This is a genomic window from Dyadobacter sp. Leaf189, assembly GCF_001424405.1.
GTDB lineage: Bacteria > Bacteroidota > Bacteroidia > Cytophagales > Spirosomataceae > Dyadobacter.
Genome location: NZ_LMPS01000006.1, coordinates 164,855 through 185,325, shown reverse-complemented (window position 1 = coordinate 185,325; position 20,471 = coordinate 164,855). Strand labels below are relative to the sequence as shown.

At 46.2% G+C, this 20,471-nt stretch carries 20 protein-coding genes and 2 tRNA genes; 9 read left to right on the top strand and 13 right to left on the bottom strand.

Going from position 1 to position 20,471, the window contains the following annotated elements; genetic code table 11:
• Positions 1-4: 4 nt before the first annotated feature.
• The gene (locus tag ASG33_RS19285; RefSeq protein ID WP_056289156.1) at positions 5-487 is read right to left on the bottom strand and encodes a hypothetical protein; all 483 of its coding nucleotides are present in this window, start codon (positions 485-487) and stop codon (positions 5-7) included.
• A gap of 326 nt (positions 488-813) precedes the next feature.
• Here ASG33_RS19285 and ASG33_RS19280 point away from each other — a divergent pair, with 326 nt between their 5' ends.
• The gene (locus ASG33_RS19280) at positions 814-1,005 is read left to right on the top strand and encodes a type II toxin-antitoxin system HicA family toxin (RefSeq protein WP_056289153.1); all 192 of its coding nucleotides are present in this window, start codon (positions 814-816) and stop codon (positions 1,003-1,005) included.
• A gap of 86 nt (positions 1,006-1,091) precedes the next feature.
• Positions 1,092-1,499 (top strand): hypothetical protein, encoded by a 408-nt coding sequence (locus ASG33_RS19275; RefSeq protein WP_229238745.1) that lies wholly within the window; start codon positions 1,092-1,094, stop codon positions 1,497-1,499.
• Between the two features lie 129 nt (positions 1,500-1,628).
• On the opposite strand, the gene ASG33_RS19270 is transcribed toward ASG33_RS19275, so the two are convergent.
• Positions 1,629-1,712 (bottom strand) — tRNA-Leu (locus ASG33_RS19270).
• A gap of 158 nt (positions 1,713-1,870) precedes the next feature.
• Here ASG33_RS19270 and ASG33_RS19265 point away from each other — a divergent pair.
• Positions 1,871-3,271 carry a Gfo/Idh/MocA family protein gene (locus ASG33_RS19265; protein ID WP_056290494.1) on the top strand — a complete coding sequence of 467 codons (1,401 nt, stop codon included), beginning with the start codon at positions 1,871-1,873 and terminating at the stop codon, positions 3,269-3,271.
• A gap of 87 nt (positions 3,272-3,358) precedes the next feature.
• Here the strand turns inward: ASG33_RS19265 and ASG33_RS19260 are convergent, their stop codons facing one another.
• Positions 3,359-4,657 carry an amidohydrolase/deacetylase family metallohydrolase gene (locus ASG33_RS19260; RefSeq protein WP_056289150.1) on the bottom strand — a complete coding sequence of 433 codons (1,299 nt, stop codon included), beginning with the start codon at positions 4,655-4,657 and terminating at the stop codon, positions 3,359-3,361.
• Positions 4,658-4,875: 218 nt separating this feature from the next.
• Here ASG33_RS19260 and ASG33_RS19255 point away from each other — a divergent pair, with 218 nt between their 5' ends.
• Positions 4,876-5,256, top strand: coding sequence for a YciI family protein (locus tag ASG33_RS19255; RefSeq protein ID WP_229238744.1), 381 nt, complete (start codon positions 4,876-4,878; stop codon positions 5,254-5,256).
• Positions 5,246-6,466, top strand: a complete 1,221-nt coding sequence (locus ASG33_RS19250) for an RNA polymerase sigma factor (RefSeq protein WP_056289146.1) — start codon at positions 5,246-5,248, stop codon at positions 6,464-6,466. Before ASG33_RS19255 ends, ASG33_RS19250 begins: the two co-directional genes overlap by 11 nt.
• Before the next feature lie 45 nt (positions 6,467-6,511).
• Here the strand turns inward: ASG33_RS19250 and ASG33_RS19245 are convergent, their stop codons facing one another.
• Positions 6,512-7,852, bottom strand: coding sequence for a WG repeat-containing protein (locus tag ASG33_RS19245; protein ID WP_082489325.1), 1,341 nt, complete (start codon positions 7,850-7,852; stop codon positions 6,512-6,514).
• A 350-nt stretch (positions 7,853-8,202) separates the two neighbouring features.
• On the opposite strand from ASG33_RS19245, the gene ASG33_RS19235 reads away from it, so the two are divergent.
• Together ASG33_RS19235 and ASG33_RS19230 are read left to right on the top strand one after the other, a co-directional pair.
• Positions 8,203-8,275, top strand: a tRNA-Lys gene (locus tag ASG33_RS19235).
• A 226-nt stretch (positions 8,276-8,501) separates the two neighbouring features.
• The gene (locus ASG33_RS19230) at positions 8,502-9,815 is read left to right on the top strand and encodes a site-specific integrase (protein ID WP_056289138.1); all 1,314 of its coding nucleotides are present in this window, start codon (positions 8,502-8,504) and stop codon (positions 9,813-9,815) included.
• Positions 9,816-9,899: 84 nt separating this feature from the next.
• On the opposite strand, the gene ASG33_RS19225 is transcribed toward ASG33_RS19230, so the two are convergent.
• From ASG33_RS19225 to ASG33_RS19215, 3 genes are all read right to left on the bottom strand, one after another.
• A complete protein-coding gene (locus ASG33_RS19225) occupies positions 9,900-10,256 on the bottom strand; it encodes a putative quinol monooxygenase (protein WP_229238742.1) in 357 nt (118 codons plus the stop codon).
• A gap of 62 nt (positions 10,257-10,318) precedes the next feature.
• Positions 10,319-10,759, bottom strand: coding sequence for a cupin domain-containing protein (locus tag ASG33_RS19220; protein ID WP_229238740.1), 441 nt, complete (start codon positions 10,757-10,759; stop codon positions 10,319-10,321).
• An 18-nt stretch (positions 10,760-10,777) separates the two neighbouring features.
• Positions 10,778-13,030 carry a xanthine dehydrogenase family protein molybdopterin-binding subunit gene (locus tag ASG33_RS19215; protein WP_056289127.1) on the bottom strand — a complete coding sequence of 751 codons (2,253 nt, stop codon included), beginning with the start codon at positions 13,028-13,030 and terminating at the stop codon, positions 10,778-10,780.
• A gap of 460 nt (positions 13,031-13,490) precedes the next feature.
• Between ASG33_RS19215 and ASG33_RS19210 the strand changes: the two genes are divergently transcribed.
• Positions 13,491-14,258, top strand: coding sequence for a hypothetical protein (locus tag ASG33_RS19210; protein WP_056289123.1), 768 nt, complete (start codon positions 13,491-13,493; stop codon positions 14,256-14,258).
• A 134-nt stretch (positions 14,259-14,392) separates the two neighbouring features.
• Entirely contained in the window at positions 14,393-15,247 is an 855-nt protein-coding gene (locus tag ASG33_RS19205) for a HEPN domain-containing protein (protein WP_082489323.1), read from the top strand.
• Between the two features lie 10 nt (positions 15,248-15,257).
• On the opposite strand, the gene ASG33_RS19200 is transcribed toward ASG33_RS19205, so the two are convergent.
• The 6 genes from ASG33_RS19200 to ASG33_RS19175 form a co-directional block, all read right to left on the bottom strand.
• Positions 15,258-16,271: an aldo/keto reductase gene (locus ASG33_RS19200; RefSeq protein WP_056289119.1), complete on the bottom strand. Its 1,014-nt coding sequence runs from the start codon at positions 16,269-16,271 to the stop codon at positions 15,258-15,260.
• Positions 16,272-16,312: 41 nt separating this feature from the next.
• Complete coding sequence (locus ASG33_RS19195; protein WP_056289116.1) at positions 16,313-16,954, bottom strand: hypothetical protein; 642 nt, start codon at positions 16,952-16,954, stop codon at positions 16,313-16,315.
• 25 nt (positions 16,955-16,979) lie between these two features.
• Entirely contained in the window at positions 16,980-17,459 is a 480-nt protein-coding gene (locus tag ASG33_RS19190) for a (2Fe-2S)-binding protein (protein WP_056289113.1), read from the bottom strand.
• A 93-nt stretch (positions 17,460-17,552) separates the two neighbouring features.
• Positions 17,553-18,479, bottom strand: coding sequence for an alpha/beta hydrolase (locus ASG33_RS19185; RefSeq protein ID WP_157474859.1), 927 nt, complete (start codon positions 18,477-18,479; stop codon positions 17,553-17,555).
• Positions 18,480-18,609: 130 nt separating this feature from the next.
• The gene (locus tag ASG33_RS19180) at positions 18,610-19,374 is read right to left on the bottom strand and encodes a carboxymuconolactone decarboxylase family protein (RefSeq protein WP_082489322.1); all 765 of its coding nucleotides are present in this window, start codon (positions 19,372-19,374) and stop codon (positions 18,610-18,612) included.
• A 10-nt stretch (positions 19,375-19,384) separates the two neighbouring features.
• Positions 19,385-20,452 (bottom strand): alpha/beta fold hydrolase, encoded by a 1,068-nt coding sequence (locus ASG33_RS19175; protein WP_056289107.1) that lies wholly within the window; start codon positions 20,450-20,452, stop codon positions 19,385-19,387.
• Between the last annotated feature and the right edge of the window lie 19 nt (positions 20,453-20,471).

Sequence of the window (20,471 nt, the reverse complement as noted above, 5' to 3'; positions counted from 1 at the left end):
ACGCTCAGTTCATGCAGGCGAGGGCTTTTTGAAGAAGCTTGTTGCTTGCTTCGCTGAAAACAAATACCCGCTTTTCTTCCGGAAGAATCACTTCGATCCGCGCGGTACCATTCATCTTTTGTAGTTCCTTTTCGGTTATGGGAGTGGAGAGCGTCATCACAGGCTGCCAGGGTGCGCGCTCGGACTTTGCCGTGTAAAGCGAAAAGTTGCCTCTTGACGAAAACACCCGGACTTCCGTAAACATGCCCACGTGGTACACCATATCGAGGCTCTTATTATTGTAGGAAAAGATCCGCTCTTTTCCGCAGCGCGTCAGCGTAAGGTACTCTCCCTTGTTACTCAGCTTGATATCGTGATAATGCACAATCTTACGATTGGCCTCACTTATCTTTTCCCTGCATTGACCAAAAACGGCTGTTCCGGAAAAAACAAGACCTGCAAGAATTTGAATGGAGAGAAACGAACAGGAGTAGCGCTTGAATTTCAATGATTTCAGGGTTGAATTAGGTTATCCGATCTTTGATTAAAGATAACTGCTTAATAGCAAGTAACTAGCAATAAGCTGTTTAAACCAGGAATTTACCCGCCAGAAAACAAAAAAAGTTATTTCAATCTGATAACAATTTTGGATTCAAAAAGAATAACTACTTAATGCAAAAGCAGCTACTCTCGCGCAAAATCCGATAGGAGTTTAAGGGGCCTGAAATTTAATTAGGATACGTTTAGAAAACTCTCAAAAAGCTTGCTGTAGAGTAACAAATATGTTACTTTTGTTCAAGATAGCAATAATGCTCATCTAAAACGTTTTTTGACATGACGGCAAGACAATTACTCGAAATCCTGAAAGAGGACGGATGGTATGTAAAGTTGCCCCTGAAAGGTACCAGTCACAGGCAGTATATCCATCCCCATAAAAAGGGAAAGATTACTGTCTCTTATGAGGGTAAAGATGAGATACCCCGGGGCACTTTAAATAGCATTTTGAAACAGGCGGGTTTGAAATAACTAAACTCGCCTGCTTTCAGGCATGGTTAATTGTGAACATATATACATTAATAAGGAACCGAACGATCTGCAAAACTACAACTACTATGGATAACAAGAGCGACAACAGTCATGCCTTACCGGTCGAGATGATCGTAGAGGGACAAGACGGCTCACTCTGGGGAAGGTTGGTTTATGATGATGATTTAATCGTTGATCAGGCTTCCAGTATAGAGGAGCTGGAAATGAAAATGAAAAAGCTATTGTCTGATTTCCATGACTTGGATGCGAAACAAATTGTTTTCAATATCGAATACGATTTAATTGCCTTTTTTGAGGAGTTCCGCTTTCTTAATATAACTGAGATTGCGAAGGCATCAGGTTTGAATGGAAGTTTAGTACGACAATATGCCACCGGGAAGAAATTCCCATCTGCTAAACAAGCAGAAAAGTTAGAGAGTGCTGTCCGACACCTTGGGCAACGACTTTCAAATGTTCACATTTATACCAAGTAAGCGGGTAGTTGTAGCTGTCATAAAGAACGGAAGCCCTGGACATCTGTCCGGGGCTTTTTATTAATGGCTCTCCCGAACCTTTAAAAACAAAAAAAGTGCGTTGATTGCTCAAACGCACTTTATCGACTGTGACCAGAAGGAGAGTCGAACTCCTATACCCAAACGGGCACTACCCCCTCAAAGTAGCGTGTCTACCAATTCCACCACCTGGCCGCTAATTGGATGCAAAAGTAATATTTAAATGATATGTCGCAAGAAGCTGCCGCAGGTTTTTTACCAATACAGATATATTAAAGCAGGCACCGCCGATTTTGAAGGTTTTGTTATTATTTTCATCCCTCAGAGAATCAAATACTAACACCTTGGATCCTATGTCCTATTTTAACCAAAAAAACAGAAGAGATTTTATTAAAAAATTATCAGGAGGCGCATTACTGGCGGCAAGCCCTGTTCACGAATTATTAGCCGGTAATAAGAAATCCACTTCTCACGAACTGCCCTGGCTCAATAGGAAGATAGCAGCCAACGACAAGATCCAGATCGCCTGCATTGGTACGGGGATCATGGGAATGGGTGATACGCGCACTGCATTGCAGGTGCCCGGCGTCAAGTTGATGGCCGTTGCAGATTTGTACGACGGACATCTGGTAAGAGCCAAAGAGCTGTTTGGCAGCGATATTCAAACCACGCGTGACTACACCGAGATCCTGAACCGGAAGGACATTGACGCGATCATCCTCGCTACCCCCGACCACCTGCATTCGCAGATCGGAATTGAGGCATTGAAGGCCGGAAAGGCGGTTTATTGCGAAAAGCCGATGGTGCATAAAATCGAGCAGGGTTATGATATGATCAAGGCTCAGAATGATTCCAAAAAAGTTTTTCAGGTAGGAAGTCAGCGGGTAAGCTCCATTATTTATGCCAAAGCAAAAGAACTTTATAAAGCCGGCGCGATCGGCGAACTGAACTTTGTGGAGGTTTACTACGACCGCCACTCAGCGCAGGGAGCGTGGCAATACTCCATTCCGCTCGATGCTTCGCCGAAAACAGTGGCCTGGGACCGTTTTCTTTCCAATAAAGCGCCTAAAATGCCTTATGATCCATTGCGTTTTTTCAGATGGAGAAATTACCAGGATTATGGTACCGGCGTAGCGGGCGACCTTTTCGTCCATTTGTTTTCAGGAATGCATTATATCCTTGATAGCAAAGGTCCGACGCGCATTATGACCAGTGGCGGCTTGCGCTACTGGAAAGACGGACGCGATGTGCCGGACGTGATGGTCGGGATTTACGATTATCCGAAAACAGCTACTCACCCTGCATTTAACCTGACGCTGCGTGTGAATTTTGCTGACGGATCCGGCGGAGGATCGGGTTTCCGGTTTGTAGGTACCGACGGGCAGATCACCCTCTCGGGCAATACTGTTACTGTGAAGAAAAAGAAAATGGCCAAAGCGCCGGGGTATACCATTGACACCTTCCCGAAAGACATGCAGGAGAAGTTTCTGGCTGAGTACCGCACGAAGTATCCGGTGATCCCTGAAATGTCTGAACCGGATTTTGAGGAGTACAAAGCGCCGCAGGGTTACGACGACCGACTCGACCATTTTGCATTGTTCTTCGATGCAATGCGCGGTAACAAAACGATTGTTGAAGATGCTGTTTTCGGCTTCCGTGCCGCGGGACCGGCGTTGTTATCCAATAAAAGTTACTTTGAAAACACGGTTGTGAACTGGAATCCCGAAGAAATGAAGATTGTAAAAGCAGTCTGATATTTGTAAAAAGCTAAAACTGAAAAAGCAACTCTTTCCGGGATTCGGACGGAGTTGCTTTTTGTTTTTACATTAAACTGACAGCGCTTATTTTTTCGCAGCCGGACGTGGCAGATTAACCGGGTCAACCAATGCATTCAATGTGTAAACAACACTTCCGCCTTTGATCGTGAGTTCCGTCTCAATGCGTTTTTTACCTTCGATCCTGCCATCACGTGCGTAAAAACCAAATTTCCCGTCGCGCAGGTTGAGTACCGCAACATCCGCAATGGCGCCCACAGACAAGTGGCCCAGCTCTTCCCGCCTGATCTCTTTGGCCGGGTGCCAGGTACTGGCGGCGATTACGCTCTTAAAGTCCATCCCCATTGCCATAAACAGCGACATGATATTGTTCATGTCTTTCATCGGCCCGTTCATGCTTGATATGTGCTGGTCCGTGCTGATCGAATTGGGGTAAAAGCCTTGTTTGATAGCAGGTTGTCCCTGTGCGAGCAGAAAGCTTGCGCCGCCAAAACCCACGTCAAAAACAACACCTTTCTTTTGCGCCTCCATGACATATGGTTTTACTTTATTGGTCGAGATATCCACGATCGATTCCCTGCCTTTTCCGCTGTTATCGCTGTTTCCACCAAAACAATGCGTGTAAATGTCACCAGGACGGAGTTTTTTCAGGTAGAGCTCTTCTAACGGAAGTACCGGATCGGCGCCTCCGAAATCTACCATTAGCGGAACATTGGCCAGCTTCCCGGCTTCCAGTGCACGATCGGTAGGTGTCCAGTCATGGCCGCTGAAATGCGCCAGCTTGATTCCCACGATCTCATCGGGATACTTCTTCGCCATTTCCGCTGTTTTCGCAGCGTCCATTTCGTCCAGACTATTTTCAAACTTGCCGCCCGCCATTCCTTCTCCGACAATGTTCAGCATCGCAAGAACGCGCGTTTTTGACAGGTCTATGGTTTGTGCTTTAAAGGTCTCGAAGGTTTTCCAGCCGGAACTGCCTGCATCTACTACCGTGGTAACGCCCGTCCGGAATGTAAATCCGTCGGCCTGCAAACCATTTGGCCCGTTGCGGTAAGTGCCCTTCAGGTCGGTACCCCAGAAGTAATGCACGTGAATATCGATCAGGCCGGGCGTTACATAGAGGCCTTTTGCATCAACAACCTGTACGGCGAGTTTAGGGTCGATGTTTTTGGCAACCAGGGCAATCTTGCCGTCGCTACCGCCCGGAGTACCTTCAATCGCGATGTCCATAACCGCGTCCACATTGTTTTTGGGATCGATTACGTGGCCACCTTTGATGACGATACTGTATTTTTTGTCTTGCGCCGAAGCTGGTTCTAACCAAATAAAAAATGCAAAAAATAGAAACAGTCGATGTACTTGCATAGTAGGTATTGGATTTAGGTATAAAAAAGTCCGTTCTTTCGGCGGAATGCGCAATTTACTTCAATCGTCTCTTTTTGTGGTCAATTATTTTAAACCGAACTGCAGAAGGAGCGGGGAAATGCGGGCTTTTTGAGATTTTATCCGGATCAATGTCCTGTTTTTCAGATCTCATTTGTAATGATGTAAAACCAGTATTTAACTTCAAAAAATTGATTTTTATGGAAACTCAAAATGATCGCCGCGAAATGGACGAGTACCTGATTCTGATGCGCCTTGACCTGCTTACCAAAGAAGCGCAACCCTCACCGGAACAAATGCAGGGGTTTATGGAAATGTATAATAATTGGGTAGGGGACATTGCAGCACGTAACAGGTTTGTCGGTGGAAAAGGCTTGTCTACCGAAGGAAAAGTATTGAAGCCGGGCGGCATAGTCACTGACGGACCTTTTGTTGAGATAAAAGAGTCACTTGCCGGGTTCATCATGGTGAAGGCCGAGAGCCTGGAAGATGCAACGGCCATGGCGGCTGCCTGTCCCATTTTGTATGGCGAGGGGAATAGCGTCGAAGTAAGAATGATTTCTTCAGTGCATGAAAAATGACAACCTCATTCCGCATCTTTTCAGGACGGAGTACCGCAAGATTGTGTCTGTACTGTGCCGCAAATTCGGTTTGGAACAGTTTGAGGTAGCCGAGGACATTGCCAGCGAAACTTTCCTGGTGGCAATGCATTCCTGGGGGATCGAGGGGGTACCGCCTAATCCGGCCGGCTGGCTTTACGAAGTTGCAAAGAACAAGGCGAAAAATCACCTTCACCGAAATGCGATCTTCAACGAGAAAGTGGCTCCGGTACTTGCGGATAACACAGCTGAATATGATAGCGAAATTGATTTGTCACCCGGGCATATCGCTGATAGTCAGCTGCGGATGATGTTTGCGATCTGTGATCCTGCGATAGCCGCAGAGTCGCAGATCGCATTGTCACTGCGCATTCTCTGCGGGTTCGGGATAGGGGAGATCGCCGATGCTTTTGGTACAACAAAAGAGGTTATTAACAAGCGCCTGACACGGGCGAAGGAGAAGTTGAGATCGCAAAAACTCAGCTTTGAAATGCCGGACAGCGTAATTCTTTCCGAGCGGCTCGATCCCGTACTCCTGACTATTTATCTGCTTTTCAATGAGGGATACTACTCTCAGAGTCAGCACAAAACGCTCCGCCGCGATATGTGTTTTGACGCGATGCGCCTTTGCCTGATGCTCATTGAAAATACACTGACTAATCAGCCGAAAGTAAATGCGCTGCTTGCATTGATGTGTTTTCACGCGTCCCGCTTTGATGCAAGACTGTCAGGTTCCGGCGAGTTGGTGCTCTATGAAGAGCAGGATACGAGCAGCTGGAACAGTGACCTGATCAGCAAGGGAATGCACTTTTTAAATCAGGCCAAAAGCGGCAGTCAGCTAAGCAGGTACCACCTCGAAGCTGGCATTGCATTCTGGCATACGCAGCGCGAGGGTACACCGGCGAAGTGGGAGCAGATCCTGCATTTGTACAACCATTTACTTCAAATCAACTACTCGCCCGTTGCGGCACTCAACAGAACTTACGCGTTGTTTAAAGCCAAAGGCGCGCAAAAAGCGATAGCAGAAGCTGAAAAGCTCGACATTGAACCCGACTATTTTTATTTTCTGTTGCTGGGAGAATTGTATAGCACGATAGACGCAGCTAAATCAGTCCATTATCTTCAGGAAGCCTTCAAACTTGCGCGCACCGATGCTGAGAAGCGGGCCGTGAAAAAGAAGTTGGTTGTATAAGCCGGTTTTGTGCTGTTTCGGGGAGCAAGGTAACTGCCCGCCAAGTCAGGCTTTACTCCGCTTGAACCACTTTTTGCCTTGATATTTTTTGAACAAATAACTATTGATCCGCACGAACAGGAGCAGGGCCAGGAGGATGAAAACCGCATTCAGCTTGTACGAAAATCCTACAAAAGTCTCTTTACCGTCCAGAGACAGCTCATATCTCAGCCAAGAGCGCTCAGCAGTCGTTGTCGTTTTGTCGAATGGAAGCGCCTCATCGTAGATTATCTCAGTGATGTACTTGCCGGTGGTGTCGATGTAGCCATATTTATCGTCGAGCCTGACCATCGACAAACCGTGGTTGTAATAAGAGGCAAAATCGTATTTGAGCGGCGTGCGGATTCTGCCTTTCTTGTCAATATGCCCGAATTTCCCATTGATAGCGACTGCCGAGCGATCTTCTGAAGTAAAGCCGGTAGCCTCGTCATACAGGAAATTGATCCTCACTTTTCCTGTTTTGTCAATGCAGCCCCATTTGTTGTTCTTTTTCACCCAAAATAGCCCGGCAGTCGGCTTGCGCGTATCGGTGTATTCAAAGGGTACGATGAGGTCGCCGGTGAAAGGACTAATGTACCCGAACTTATCGCCGTACTGAACACGCTCCATTCCCTGTCCCGAGAATTTGTAGGTTGGGTCAATATCGTCGAGCGCCACGGGTACTTTGAGCATCATGTTTTTGTCAATGATCCCGTACTTGCCCCTAAAATTGAAGTGATAGATGTGCTTTGAGCGCTTAATTTCCTGCTCATTGAATTTGCTAAAATTCCAGTTGAGGATAAACATATCGCCCTTTCTCCACCAGATAATATCCTCTTTGGTGTCGTGGTTGCAAACGTGCTCCTGCTCCGCCTGCGCAATCAGGAAATCATTTTTATAGTGCTCTATCGGGATTTTGTAGAGGGTATTTCCTTGTTTGTCAATGTAAGAGAGCCCAAACTGTTTGCCTACCGGATAAATCACCCAACTTTTCCCATTCATAAAACGGTCGGTACCGGCGTAAATGGCTGGTACTATGATCTTACCGGAGCGGTCTATGAACCCGTGCAGTCCCTTACCATCGGGACCAAGTTCCATTGGCACAAACTCGGCCCGATCCTCGGAGAAATCGCCGATGTCCCGGAATGCGGGTGTCAGTTTTTTGCCGTTTTTATCAACCAGGAAAGTCTCGTAGGAAGTACAGGGAACAGCTACTTTCTTGACCACGTACACGTCGCCGTAAGCCTTGTGCTCTTTATATTCATCCAGCCAGGCTTTGTTTTGAGCTGCCAGATGCACGGGCAAGCCGATGCAGAAAGCAAGAAGAGAAAGAAAGATTGCCAAATATCTGGCAGCTACAGCAAACATTCTGAAAGGTTTTTTTTTGATCAGGGTAGAATAATTCTATGCCAGCTAATATAGGCAAGGCGCATTGTTTAGACCAATTTTACTGCAAGTGTTTTCCGGGAAGTCCAATTGTTTGCCAGATTTCAAATAGATGCATTTGCTGCATGGCTGTTGGTTGAAAAAAAATCTGAAAAAATATACATGATCCAAATACCTGAATGCGAGACGTATATCCTTTGTCAGAAAAAAAAGTCAAAAAAACAGGTCTATGAAATTTGTTTCGTACAATTTCCCGCATACTTTTGCACCACAATTAGCGAAAAGGCTTGGCATTGTACAAGAATTTTGAGGGTTGTAAATCGAGTAAAATTGATTCCGTAGCTCAGCTGGTAGAGCAATACACTTTTAATGTATGGGTCCTGGGTTCGAATCCCAGCGGGATCACTGAAAGCGCCTCAAAGGGCGCTTTTTTCGTTTAAAAACGTCATTTTTTCACTGTTTTCGAAGATAAGCATATCAGTCTGATTCAATCCAGATCAAAGCATTCGGTAACCTATTCGGTAACCTGCTTTGCTTACTAAATTAGGTTACCGAATGGACATGTTTGACAGAGGCGATTTTGACCAAGGTTTCTCAAGCATCAATGTTTTTCTAACCTTAAACTGTGAGGATGATGAATTTCAAACAGAACCTGACTGTACTCTTCTGGCTGTACAGACAAAAAGCGAAAGCAGACGGCAAAGCTCCTATTTATGCCAGAATCACAATCGACGGTAAGTACACCGAAATCTCAACAGGTAAAAAAGTGAACCCGGCATCCTGGGACTTGGATGTAAAGCAGATCACTGGCTCAGGGCTGGAAGTAAAACTGGCAAATCAGAAGCTTGCCCAGATTCAGACTGACGTTGAGCGGATCTTCAACGGCCTTCAAACGCAGTTTCCACGCGTCACCCCTGCGATGGTCAAGAATGTTTACCTGGGCAAACCAGCGGTCGAACAGCCAAAGCTGGCTAAACCGGTTGCAAAGAACGAGCAAACCGTACTGGAAGTCTTTGACGAGTTCATTGCAAAGTTTGAGAAGCGCGTGGAAAGGGAGAATGCCTCGTTTGAGACGTTGAAGCACTGGCGCAGCACTAAAAAGAAGGTAGCTGCATTTATCAAATACCACTTCGATCGGGAAGACATTCACTTTTCTTCCCTTCCTGACACCTTTGCCGAAGATTTGTACGATTATTTAACGCTACACGTCGTCAAACCGTTAGCCGAGGTGACAGCGCGCAAAGAAGTGAAATGGGTACGCCAGATTGTCAAAATTGGAGTCAAAAAGAAGTACATACCTTCTAACCCGATGGAAGGCTTTAAGTGTTCAGGTGGCGATGTTGAAGTTATTCCCTTGGAGTTTTGGCAGGTTGAGAAAATTCAGCAAAAGCAGTTTAATGTAGATCGGATTTCTGAGGTTCGCGATGCATTCATTTTTCAGTGTTTCACGGGTTTTGCTTACCAAGACATCTACGATCTTAGTCCAGAAAACGTTGTTCTGTTTGGGCCCAAGAAAGAACGTTGGCTCGTCAAGCATCGTGGGAAAACAGATGTCGGCGAAATGGTGCCTATTCTCCCGATTGTTGATCAACTAATATCAAAATATCGGGATCATCCGTACTGTATGGCTAATAGGAAGTTAATCCCAGTGAACAGCAATTACCGCTATAACGTGTATCTTAAGGACATTGCTCAGCTATGCGAAATCCGGGATATCAATGGCAATATCAGACGGCTGGATACGCACGACGCCCGGCATTTTTTTGCCGACATGATGCTCAACAATGGTGTTCCTCTAGAAGATGTTAGCAAGATGCTGGGCCACCGAAGCATTAGGACAACGATGCGCTACTGCAGAGTGAGAAAGTCGAGGATTAGCGAAAATGTGGCGAAAGTTAGAAATAAGCTATTCTCTTCATCCGGTTCACTGCGTCAATTAGCTTAAATCTACACGGTAAGTTCACTTACCTGGATTCAGAAGTTGATCCTCGATTGGCAAACATCAAGTCCCTAACTTTGGCGTTAGGGACTAGTTGTTTTTGATGGCCACTATTTTTTGTCGGCATTTCCGACTTTGCCCCAATGCGATCGGATCGACGTCCACAAGTTGTAATGATTTCACCATTTTGAGCGTCCCAGTCTTGTATTTTTGAAAATGAGGTGTTTTTAAATGAGCTTCATACGCCTGTTTGCTGGCATATACTTCAAAAACTGTTACAAGAGCCGAGTTCGCTTTGTCGTGCACCGAGCACAAAGCGAGTACGCCGGGCTCGGAAGCAACAGCAGCCTGGGTATGTTCCTGGATTGCCGCCTTGTAGGGTTCTAGGTACACGCTATCGATATCGACTTTTGCGATTCGCACCATCCAGGCCTTGCTTTGTGCCAATGCGGGTTGCAAGTGCCGCACCGAACATGACCAGCGTTATTGTTGCTATTAGCTTCATCGGACTAATTGTTGGGGTAGATGCCATACTGCTCCTGGGTAACCTTCTCCATCCATGTAACCACATTCCCGTTCAAATTCTCCTGAATAGCAATATGACTCATGGCTGTGGTGGCGGTAGCACCGTGCCAGTGCTTTTCGTTGGCCTCGAACCAAATCACGTCGCCCGGAAAGATATGTTCTACCGGCCCACCTTCGCGCTGGACCCAGCCGCTGCCAGCGGTGACGATCAGCGTTTGGCCCAGCGGATGTGTATGCCAGGCTGTCCTCGCACCGGGCTCAAAAGTAACCAGTGCCGATGCGGCACGCCGTGCATCATTGGGTTCAAAAAGCGGATCTATCCTGACCGCCCCTGTAAACCAGTCTTCCGGGCCTTTGCCCGATGGCCTGCTGCCTATTCTTGTAATCTCCATGATTTGCCTTTCGATTGCTGAATATATTTGCAATGTACAAAGAACGACTTCTCACATAACCTTTTCCGTTTCGTCTCTGAACGGTTGATTGTAATAACGTTTTCCCTTCAATTTGTACAGCGCATTGGCCACTGCCCCAAAAACCGGTGGAAATGGAGGTTCCCCCAAGCCCGTTGGGTCCAGCTCGTTTTGTACGAAATGGACTTGGATGCTTTTGGGCACTTCGTTTATCCGGATCATCCGGTAATTGTGAAAGTTGCTCTGCTGGGCGGCACCTTCTTTGTGGGTCAACTGGCCAAAAAAGGCATTGCCGATCCCATCCACGACCGCTCCTTGCACCATGTTGGTAGCCGCATCAGGATTAATTACAATCCCGCAATCCATTGCACTGAAAACGCGCTCGACATAAGGCTGACCATCGCGCGTTACCATATCCACGACGTGCGCCGCATACGAATTGTGACAAAAATAAGCAGCAACACCTCGGTTGTATTTTTCATTTCCCGGCTTGCCCCAGTTTGATTTATTGCGTACCAATTCAAGTACACCAGCGTATCGGTCCGCATCATATTCGTTGTTTTTGCCAACGGGTTTTTCCTTGGCCCTTTTCAAAAGTTCCAGCCTGAATGCGATCGGGTCTTTGCCAGCTGCTTCGGCCACTTCATCCAGAAAGGATTGCTCGGCAGCTGCGTTGAAATTGGAACGCGGAGCTCGGAAAGCGCCTATGGTAATGTTAGACGCAATCTGCCATCCTTCTGCCAGGTAATTGTCAACAGCACCGGCAGGAAAACGGTTTGCATGTATCGGATGCTCAGGTATGCCGCCTCCTTTTACGTGAAACGCGATCAGGTTTTTGTTAGCGTCCAAAGCCGCCCGGTAAGTGGCAGTGTACATCGGGCGGTAAATGCCGTAAGTCATATCATCCTCGCGGGTGTACATCAACTTCACCGGCGCTTTGACTTTTTTGGAAATTAGCGCTGCTTCATATAGGTAATGTCCATAAGCCCGGCGTCCGAAGCCGCCGCCCATGCGCGTCATTTGGATCTCAATCTTGTCGGCAGGCAGGTTCAGTAACTTTGCAAGTGTAGGCTCGGACCAACCTGGCGCTTGCAACGGACCCGCTACCATTGCCTTTTCATCAGTCACATGGGCAAAGAAATTCATTGGCTCCATGCAATTATGCGCCAGGAAAGGCCCATTATATGTCCGCTCAATTACCTGGGCTGCATTTTTGAAAGCAGCTTCCGGATCACCATCTCGTCTCAATTCTTGGGCAGGCTTGGCGGCGTATTCCTGCATTTGCTGCATTTGCGTAGTTGTACTTTCTAGGGTTCCCGGAACGGTAACCTCCCTTTTTCCACCCCTTCCACTCATTGTGTCTTTCAAATCACCAGCTGCTTCCCAGTTGGCAACCAGCTTTTTACGCGCATTCATAACTTCCCAGGTGGTACTTCCGACTATAACCAGCAGATCATTGAACGTACGCGTATCAAAACCGCCTTGTTCAAAATCGTCCGCATATAATTTCAGGGTGAAAACATCTTTAATGCCTGGCATTTTCAATGTTTCGGCAGCATCGAAGGATTTCAGCTTCATTCCAAAAGCAGGTGGGTGCTGGATCATGGCGATCAGCATTCCGTCAACACTATAATCCAAACCAAAAAGCGGCTTACCAGAAGTGATCTTCTTTATTTCTACATTCTTTTTTGAATTGCTGACAATGGTAAAATCCTTGGGCGCTTTCAGTTTCAAATCTTTTGGTACAGGCACGCTGGCTGCTTTGCTGGCCATATCTCCATATTTAGCCGATTTCCCGCTCGAATGCGACAAGACACCTGCCTTGGCTATCACTTCGCTGGCTGGTACATTCCAGGTCTGAGCAGCAGCTTCACGCAGCATTTGTCTGGCTGCCGCCCCGGCCTCACGCAGCGGTTTCCAGTACATGCGCACGGAATTGCTTCCGCCTGTAAACTGTGCCCCGAGTTTAGCCGGATCGTGTGGCCCCATTTCGACACTCACGTTTTCCCAATCTACATCCAGTTCTTCGGCCAGCATCATCGGCAGGGAAGTCATTACATTTTGCCCAAATTCAGGGTTAGGACAAATCAGTTTTGCCTTATTATCAGGCAGGATATGGATGTAACCATTCAGGGTCGCCCACTGCTCAGGCAAGGCCAGCGCCTGGGTCTTGTCAGCAGATTTGAAGCTGGATAACCAGCTGACGGTAAGCATCATTCCGCCACCAGACAGGATTGAAGCTTTTAGGAAAGAGCGTCTGTTCAAGGCTGTTTTATCTTTGTCCATGTTCGGAAAGTTCGTTGGTGAGCATTCAGCAAGTTGGCGATTTTCGATGGAAGCGCGTGTATATAGATTCCTGATTTCTCTACCAATATTCCTGATTTAGGCCAACTAGATAGCTCCGAACCTACGAACCAAAGTCAAGAGCTTCGAAAAAAAGCTGGGGCTAGTCCAGGAGCATCTAGCTCACAGATTATGACTGCAATTTTCTATATTTGAAAAACCAGATTTTTCAGCAATGAACACAGAGTAACGTACTAATCTGACACTAAGTAAAATTGGGTTTGCTGCTATGCTAAAAGAGCCAGGTGCCTTTATACAAGACTGAGCAGTTCGCTGCACTAGCGGAGTTGCATTAGAAAGAGACTTCATAATAATGGGATCGCTTTGTCGCAAAAACCTAAATCTTGTAAATTGGAGAATAAGTGGTTGGAAGAACTGATGGCTTTAAAACCTATAATAATACATGAAGACTTGGACAAAAGAAGAAGGCTTAGACTATTTAGATAAGCTTATTAATGAAATTGGAGAAATTAAAAATATAGGTAGGAAATCTTCGGAACATGTTCGTTGGCTTTCAAATACATTAACTTTCCTTGAAGAGCTTTTTGGAGAAAAATCATTATACTATTCTAATTTACAGCACTTGCCTTGGCGTGAAACCGGGAATATGATAGTTGATGCAAGAAATTATGAATATGAAGTTGCCGAAAAACACAATCATGCCTTCAAAAAGCAGATGGAACAGGCAAGAGGATTTCTATTGTCTGCAAGGGATCAACTGGAACGGAATAATATTAATGATCTTTATGTAAAATCAAGCGCTTCAACTAACACCTTTATTAAATTATTGAAACTAGGAGAAGGAAAGCTCAGGAAAATAATACGCCAAGCACCAACTACAGAAAAAGAAATCCAAGATAAATACGAAGACTTGTTAATAAGTGCAGAATTCAGTTATTCTCGTGAGTTCCCTCACATAGAATATTCATGTAAGCATTACATTCCTGATTTCAGCTTCCCAGAGATAGATCTAGCAGTAGAATTAAAACTCTGTAAAAAGGATAAAAAACTGCTTATAGCTCAATTAAATGACGATATCGTTGCCTATAAGACTAAATTTACTACCATTCTTTTCATAATTTATGACCTTGGTAATATAAGTGACGTAGATGAATTTAAAAGCTCATTTGAGAAACAAGAAAATGTCTTTGTACAAATTATAAAACATTAAGGTATACTGGCACGCATTAGTTTCACAGATTCGTAGTTCACCAACAGAGAAATTCGATTATGCCTTGTGTAGGTGAATACTTTAATTCTCAGTTATCAAAAAAATTAAATCCACCACACTAAACGCCAGCAGACTTGAGAACAACCCTCACTCACCTTCCCGAAGACAAACAAGAAGAACTAAAATCGCTCATCGAAATTATTCTAGAAAAAGTCCCAGCCGAAATGATCGTCCTTTTTGGCAGTCATGCGCGTGGCGACTGGGTGGAGGATTTTCAGGAAACCTACGAATATGTGAGCGACTATGATATTCTAGTGATCACAAAAGACAGAAAGGCTGCGAGAGGACAAAAAAAGTGGCGGGATTTGGACAAAGAATTGGCGGCAAATCAGGACATTACCAAAACCAACATTATTCAACATAGCGTTTGGTTTGTGAATGATAAGATTGAACGGAATTACTACTTTTTCGTGGACATTTTTAAGGAAGGAATTCTACTTTTTGACTCAGGAAAATTTAGTTTATCGGAGCCGAAAGATTTGAGTCCGGAGGAAAGACAGAAAAAAGCCAGGAACTCATTTGAGCACTGGTTTAAGAAAGGAAACGACTTCCGAAAATATGCTGACTTAGCAATTCAAAACGCAGATAATAATATTGCAGTATTCAACCTTCATCAGGCAACAGAAACGTATTATGCTGCTATTCTGCTGGTTTTCACAGATTATAAGCCAAGAACGCATGACATTGAGGAGTTAGGGAAACAAGTCGAAAAACTTCATTCTGACTTCTCAACTGTTTTCCCTAAAAAAACAGCAGAAGAAGCACGGCTGTTTAAACTTCTCAAAAAAGCATACATTGATGCGCGGTACGAAATCGACTACAAGATCGAAAAAGAAGAATTGGAGTATCTATCCGAACGTGTAAAAATGTTAAGGGATTTGACGGCACGAATTTGTAATGAGCGGATTGCGCAGTTTGCGGAAACTTGAGTAAACACATTCAATTCCCAACCCGAGCCTGTAATGCCGCCGGATAACGTTCACCCTGCACTGTAATCTCCGCTGCAGCCTTTTCAATCTCGGCCAGATCCTCCGGACTCAACTTAATCGTTGACCCGCCCAGATTTTCTTCCAATCGGTGCAACTTGGTAGTTCCTGGAATCGGCACAATCCAGGGCTTTTGCACGAGCAACCAGGCCAATGCAATTTGCGCCGGGGTGGCAGGCATTCCTGTGTCAGGCATTCCTGTTCCACCTTTTTGCTGCGCAATACGATTAAGCAATTCCACCATTTCCTGGTTTGCCTTACGTGCTTCTATGGTGAAGCGGGGTACGATATTTCTGAAATCGTTTTTGTCAAAGTTTGTGTTCTCGTCGATCTTCCCAGTCAAAAACCCTTTGCCTAACGGGCTGAATGGAACAAAACCGATCCCCAACTCTTCAAGAGTGGGGATAATCTCATTTTCTGGCTCTCGCCACCATAATGAATATTCACTTTGCAACGCAGCGACTGGTTGAACCGCATGCGCCCGGCGAATCGTTTGCGCGCCTGCTTCTGAAAGTCCGAAATGTTTGACTTTTCCAGCCTGGATCAACTCTTTTACTGCTCCGGCCACATCTTCTATTGGCACCTGTGGATCGACCCGGTGTTGATATAGCAAATCGATGCGATCTGTTCTAAGGCGTTTGAGTGATGCTTCAACAAATGCACGTATATTTTCAGGCTTGCTGTTGAGCCCGCCTTTCGAGTCGCCACCTTCAAAACCAAATTTTGTCGCAATCACTACTTGATCCCGAAAAGGTTCAAGTGCTTCGCCCAGCAGCTCTTCATTGGTAAATGGCCCGTAAGCTTCGGCAGTGTCAAAGAAAGTCACACCGCGCTCGAATGCAGCCCTAATTAGTGCAATGGCATCATTTTTATCTGTCGCCGGGCCGTAGCCAAAGCTCAATCCCATGCAACCCAGGCCAAGTGCTGATACTTCAAGCCCGCTTTTTCCTAATTGTCTTTTTTCCATTGTGTTCTTACTTTGTCGTTGATGATCCTTAATTGAAAGCCTTACTTCTTGGGGGCGTAAGCACCACTTTGAAGCCAGGTAATCCAGGCTTTTTTGAATTCCGCATGCGTTACCGGTGGCAATGTCCTTCCTTCTCCCGGATCCCAGCCTGCCAGCACAAGCCCATCATCGGCGTGCTCGATCAGCTTTTTGATATCCTTGTTCCCATTTTGCTTCTTGTCAACCAGCTGTTTAGCCAGCTCATGCGCACTTTTTCCTTGAAAAACCATTTTCATGGCAGCAGGCGGCAAATGCCATTCAGGGTTGCCGGGCGGCATATGAAGGCCAGCTATGTTGGTTTCCTGATGGCAATTAGAACATTTCATGGCATAGACGCCCTTGCCATCCAAGCCACGTTTGGGTCCCATCGCATGCAAATGGCTGTCATCACCTTGCAATGGCACATCACCAGCCGGATGGCAGTTCATACAGCGCGGGCTCATCAGCGTTTTATAAACAATCTCAAAAGCTTGTACGGATTCTACGCTATCACGGTTAATGGTGCTGAATGTAATCTGTTTTACCGGCGCATCATTCCTGAATGCCGATGCCCCGACGGCGACGATAAAAATGAATATTGACAGCACGGTAGCGGCCTTTTTTGGAACAAATTGTTTCATTCCATTTTCTGGTTTTTGCTTCATAAGGTGAGTTTGAAAATGAATGTTGTTAACCCTTCGTACCTGTTTTTTTCTGCAACTCGGCAGCCGTGTGGATCGCCTCGCGAATCCGCAGGTAGGTGCCACAGCGGCAAATATTGCCCGCCATCGCATCATCAATATCCTGGTCAGTCGGATTGGGCTTTTCGCGCAGCAGCACCGCAGCCGACATAATCTGCCCTGAATGGCAATAACCGCATTGCGGCACGTCAATTTCCTGCCAGGCTTTCTGGACAGGGTGTGAATTTGTTTCAGACAACCCCTCGATCGTTACCACCTTTTTTCCAGCAGCCCGGCTCACCTTGGTCACGCAGGAACGCACCGCTTCACCATCTAAATGCACCACGCAAGCCCCGCATTGCGCGACCCCACAACCATACTTAGTCCCTTTAAGACCAGCCAGATCGCGTATCGCCCATAAGAGCGGCATTTGTGGATCAGCTTCCAAAGGGTAATCCTTTTTGTTGATATTCAATGTGATTTTGGCCATGGTGAAAAGGTTTAATTGATGGTGAGATTAGGCTTATATTTTTAGAAAAAAAAGCAGTTACAGCTGGTAACAACTACAATCCAAGTATTTGACTTACAGAAACTTTGTATAGAACTCAGCGAGCTTGTCAACAGCCTGATCTACATACTCTGGCTTCCAATAGGTCTGGATGTGTGTTGCCCCATCGATAACAAACAGCTCCTTGCTTTTTGAATTAGTAGCTTTGGGGAATGCTTCATCAGTCATGTATTTTGTGTCTGATTTGCTTCCAGCCATCATTAGTAAGGGCTGATCGATCAAATCCATATTCTCACTAGCATCCCAGGTCATCAAGTCTAGCAAATTGCTCATTGGGTACAGGAAAGTGGAGTTGGGATGCGCATGCGTTCTGTAATAGTAAATGTACCCTTCGCGGTACAGGTCTGTGGAAACCTTTGCGATTTCTTCATCAGTGATGCTTGCCACTCCGGCGTAAATAATTTTGCCATCTGCGGCCTGCTGCGCGCGGGCATCGGAAGCCTGCTTTAAACGCTGCGGAATGGTTTCCAGGGCCGAATTCTGAAAGCCGTTGCGCCGGACTTCGCCCGAGTTAAACATGCTCAGGGTTGCAACTGCTTTTAGTCTTTTGTCAGACTGGGCAGCTTTTAACGTATATCCCCCACCGCCGCAAATTCCCAAAGCGCCAACACGGTTCACATCCACTCCTTTATAGCGGGTGATGAAGTCGGCCATCCCACGAATATCTTCTGTCCGAAAGGCAGGTTTATCGGTGTGACGGGGCTTGCCGCCACTAGCTCCCTGGTAGGCTGCGTCCGCAGCAATGGTAATGTATCCTGCTTCGGCAAGGCGCTGCGCATACAGCCCGGCTGTCTGTTCTTTTATACCGCCATTGGGATGGGCAATTACTAATGCTGGATATTTTTTTGCAGGGTCGTAATTCGATGGCGTATATACGTTGGCGGCAATATCAATCCCATTCAACTGATAGGTTACGGGGTGAATGTTGACTTTACCTGCCATATTTGTTGAAATAGCACCATCATAAACCAGCGTAAACGGGTTTTTGGCTGTTGTAGCCTGAGCGTTTGCTACCTGCACTTATGAGATCGATACTAACAGGCTCATTGTTGCGATTGCTATATTTTTCATTCTATTTATTACTGCTTAATACTTCGTTTAAAACTGTATTTGCCGCTGTGGTTTTCTGCTTGCCAATTGTTGGGGCAATGACCGTGACAAACTCTTTTAACTGGGCAGGTGACCAACCTGTACGTAATGAAATGTTCAAATGGCTTTTCAGCATTGGCTCAGCCTGGCCAATGGCGCTGATTACCGAAATGGTCACCAGTTCCCTTTGGCCGTAGCTCAGCACATCTCTTTCAAAGATGTCTGCAAACAAATGTTCCTTTAAGAATGTATCTATGGCCGGTGCAAATGCGCCATAGCCCGAAGGCTGCTCGGGCTGTGGCATGCCCGTCAGCTCTCCTAATATTTTTTTGCCGCGCTCATATTTGTTGCTATTAGCAGCAGCAGGCGAAGCTTCTTTTCCCATATTATCATTGATGCCCCTGGCTTTCCTTTCTTCAATGACCTGCATGAATGTTTGCAGGCCGCGGATGCTCCGTGGAAAACCACAATATGCGTAGGTGTGCACCAGGACTTCCTTAATCTCATTGACACTCAAACCTGCATCAAGGCCCCCGCCAAGCTCTTTCTTTAGCTCTGGGATCTCACCTTGTGCTGTCAGGGAAGAAATAATAATGATACTCTTCTCTTTGGGGGCTAATCCTTCTTTTGAGCTGGCCACGTTCTGTGCCTTTATAGTGTTAACAGTCATTAAAACCACCGCTAACACCTCTATAAAGGCAGCTGGTTTTAACCTGCTCGTTCTCAATTTGATTTTGCTTAGATCCATAGTCTGATGATTACTTGTCCAGCCCTTTTTCTTTTAACCATTTCTCCAACACGCCTGCAACTTGCTCACTGTTTAAATCCGACATCAGAAAATGGGTATTGCCTTTAATACCTATCTCTGGCAAATGGACAATAGTAGCATCACCCCCGTGGCTGTTTACCACTTTTGCCCACTGGCGCGCCGTAGCCAAGACATTTCTCCAAAAATTAAGTGAAGCTGCTTTCGTTTCATCTTTCGGGATGAAATCACCAAAATAAACCACGATGGGTATCCTGGTCAGTTTCTTGAACTCATCAAGCGGCACTCCTTTACCGCCACGGTTGCCTTCGGGTTCCTGGCCTTCGGGAAAAGTAAACCCGCCCGGCTCATAGGCCACAACGGCTTTAACATGCTGGTTTTTAATAGCCGTCTTCCATCCAGGCGAACCACCGGCCGAATGGGTAAACAAGATCCCGTCGCCAGATTTATCCATCACCGCCGACATGGCATTCACGATCGTTGCTTCATCGACACTGCCCGTGTTGGGCGTCATCATCCTGAAAAAATTATTGAGCGATACGCTGTCTTTGGGAAACTGGACACCCTCATTAAATTTGGGATACAAGCCGATCCGGAACTGAGTGAACCAGGTCTGGTCATCTGGTGTGGCCGTGATCTGTCCGGGCTTTGATGTTTGCCCTGCGTGGCCACGCCCGGGTTGGTCTACCAGATAAACACCGTAGCCTTTTCTTAGAAAGATATTGGCAAAGCCTTCCCTTCCATCGGCAGTGGTTTGCCAGCTGCGGCGCGATTGCCCGTAGCCATGCAGAAAAACCATAGAAAGTCGCTTTGCCTTTGGCGGGATCTGGTAAAACACGTCGGCATGGTCCCCGTGGCGGGTTTGTCCGCCCTGCGCTACATTCCAGGGTTTGAGCGCATCGAATGTGCCTTCACTTTTGGTTACGCTGCCACCAGCCGAAAAAGCGCCCTGCTCCTGGATGATTAAAGGTTTCGTACTTTTAGTTTTCTGTGCCTGGCCTTGCAAGCTTACTATGGAGCATACCACACATACAAGGCTCAGCATTGCGTTATTTCTCATATCTATTGCATTTAATCTG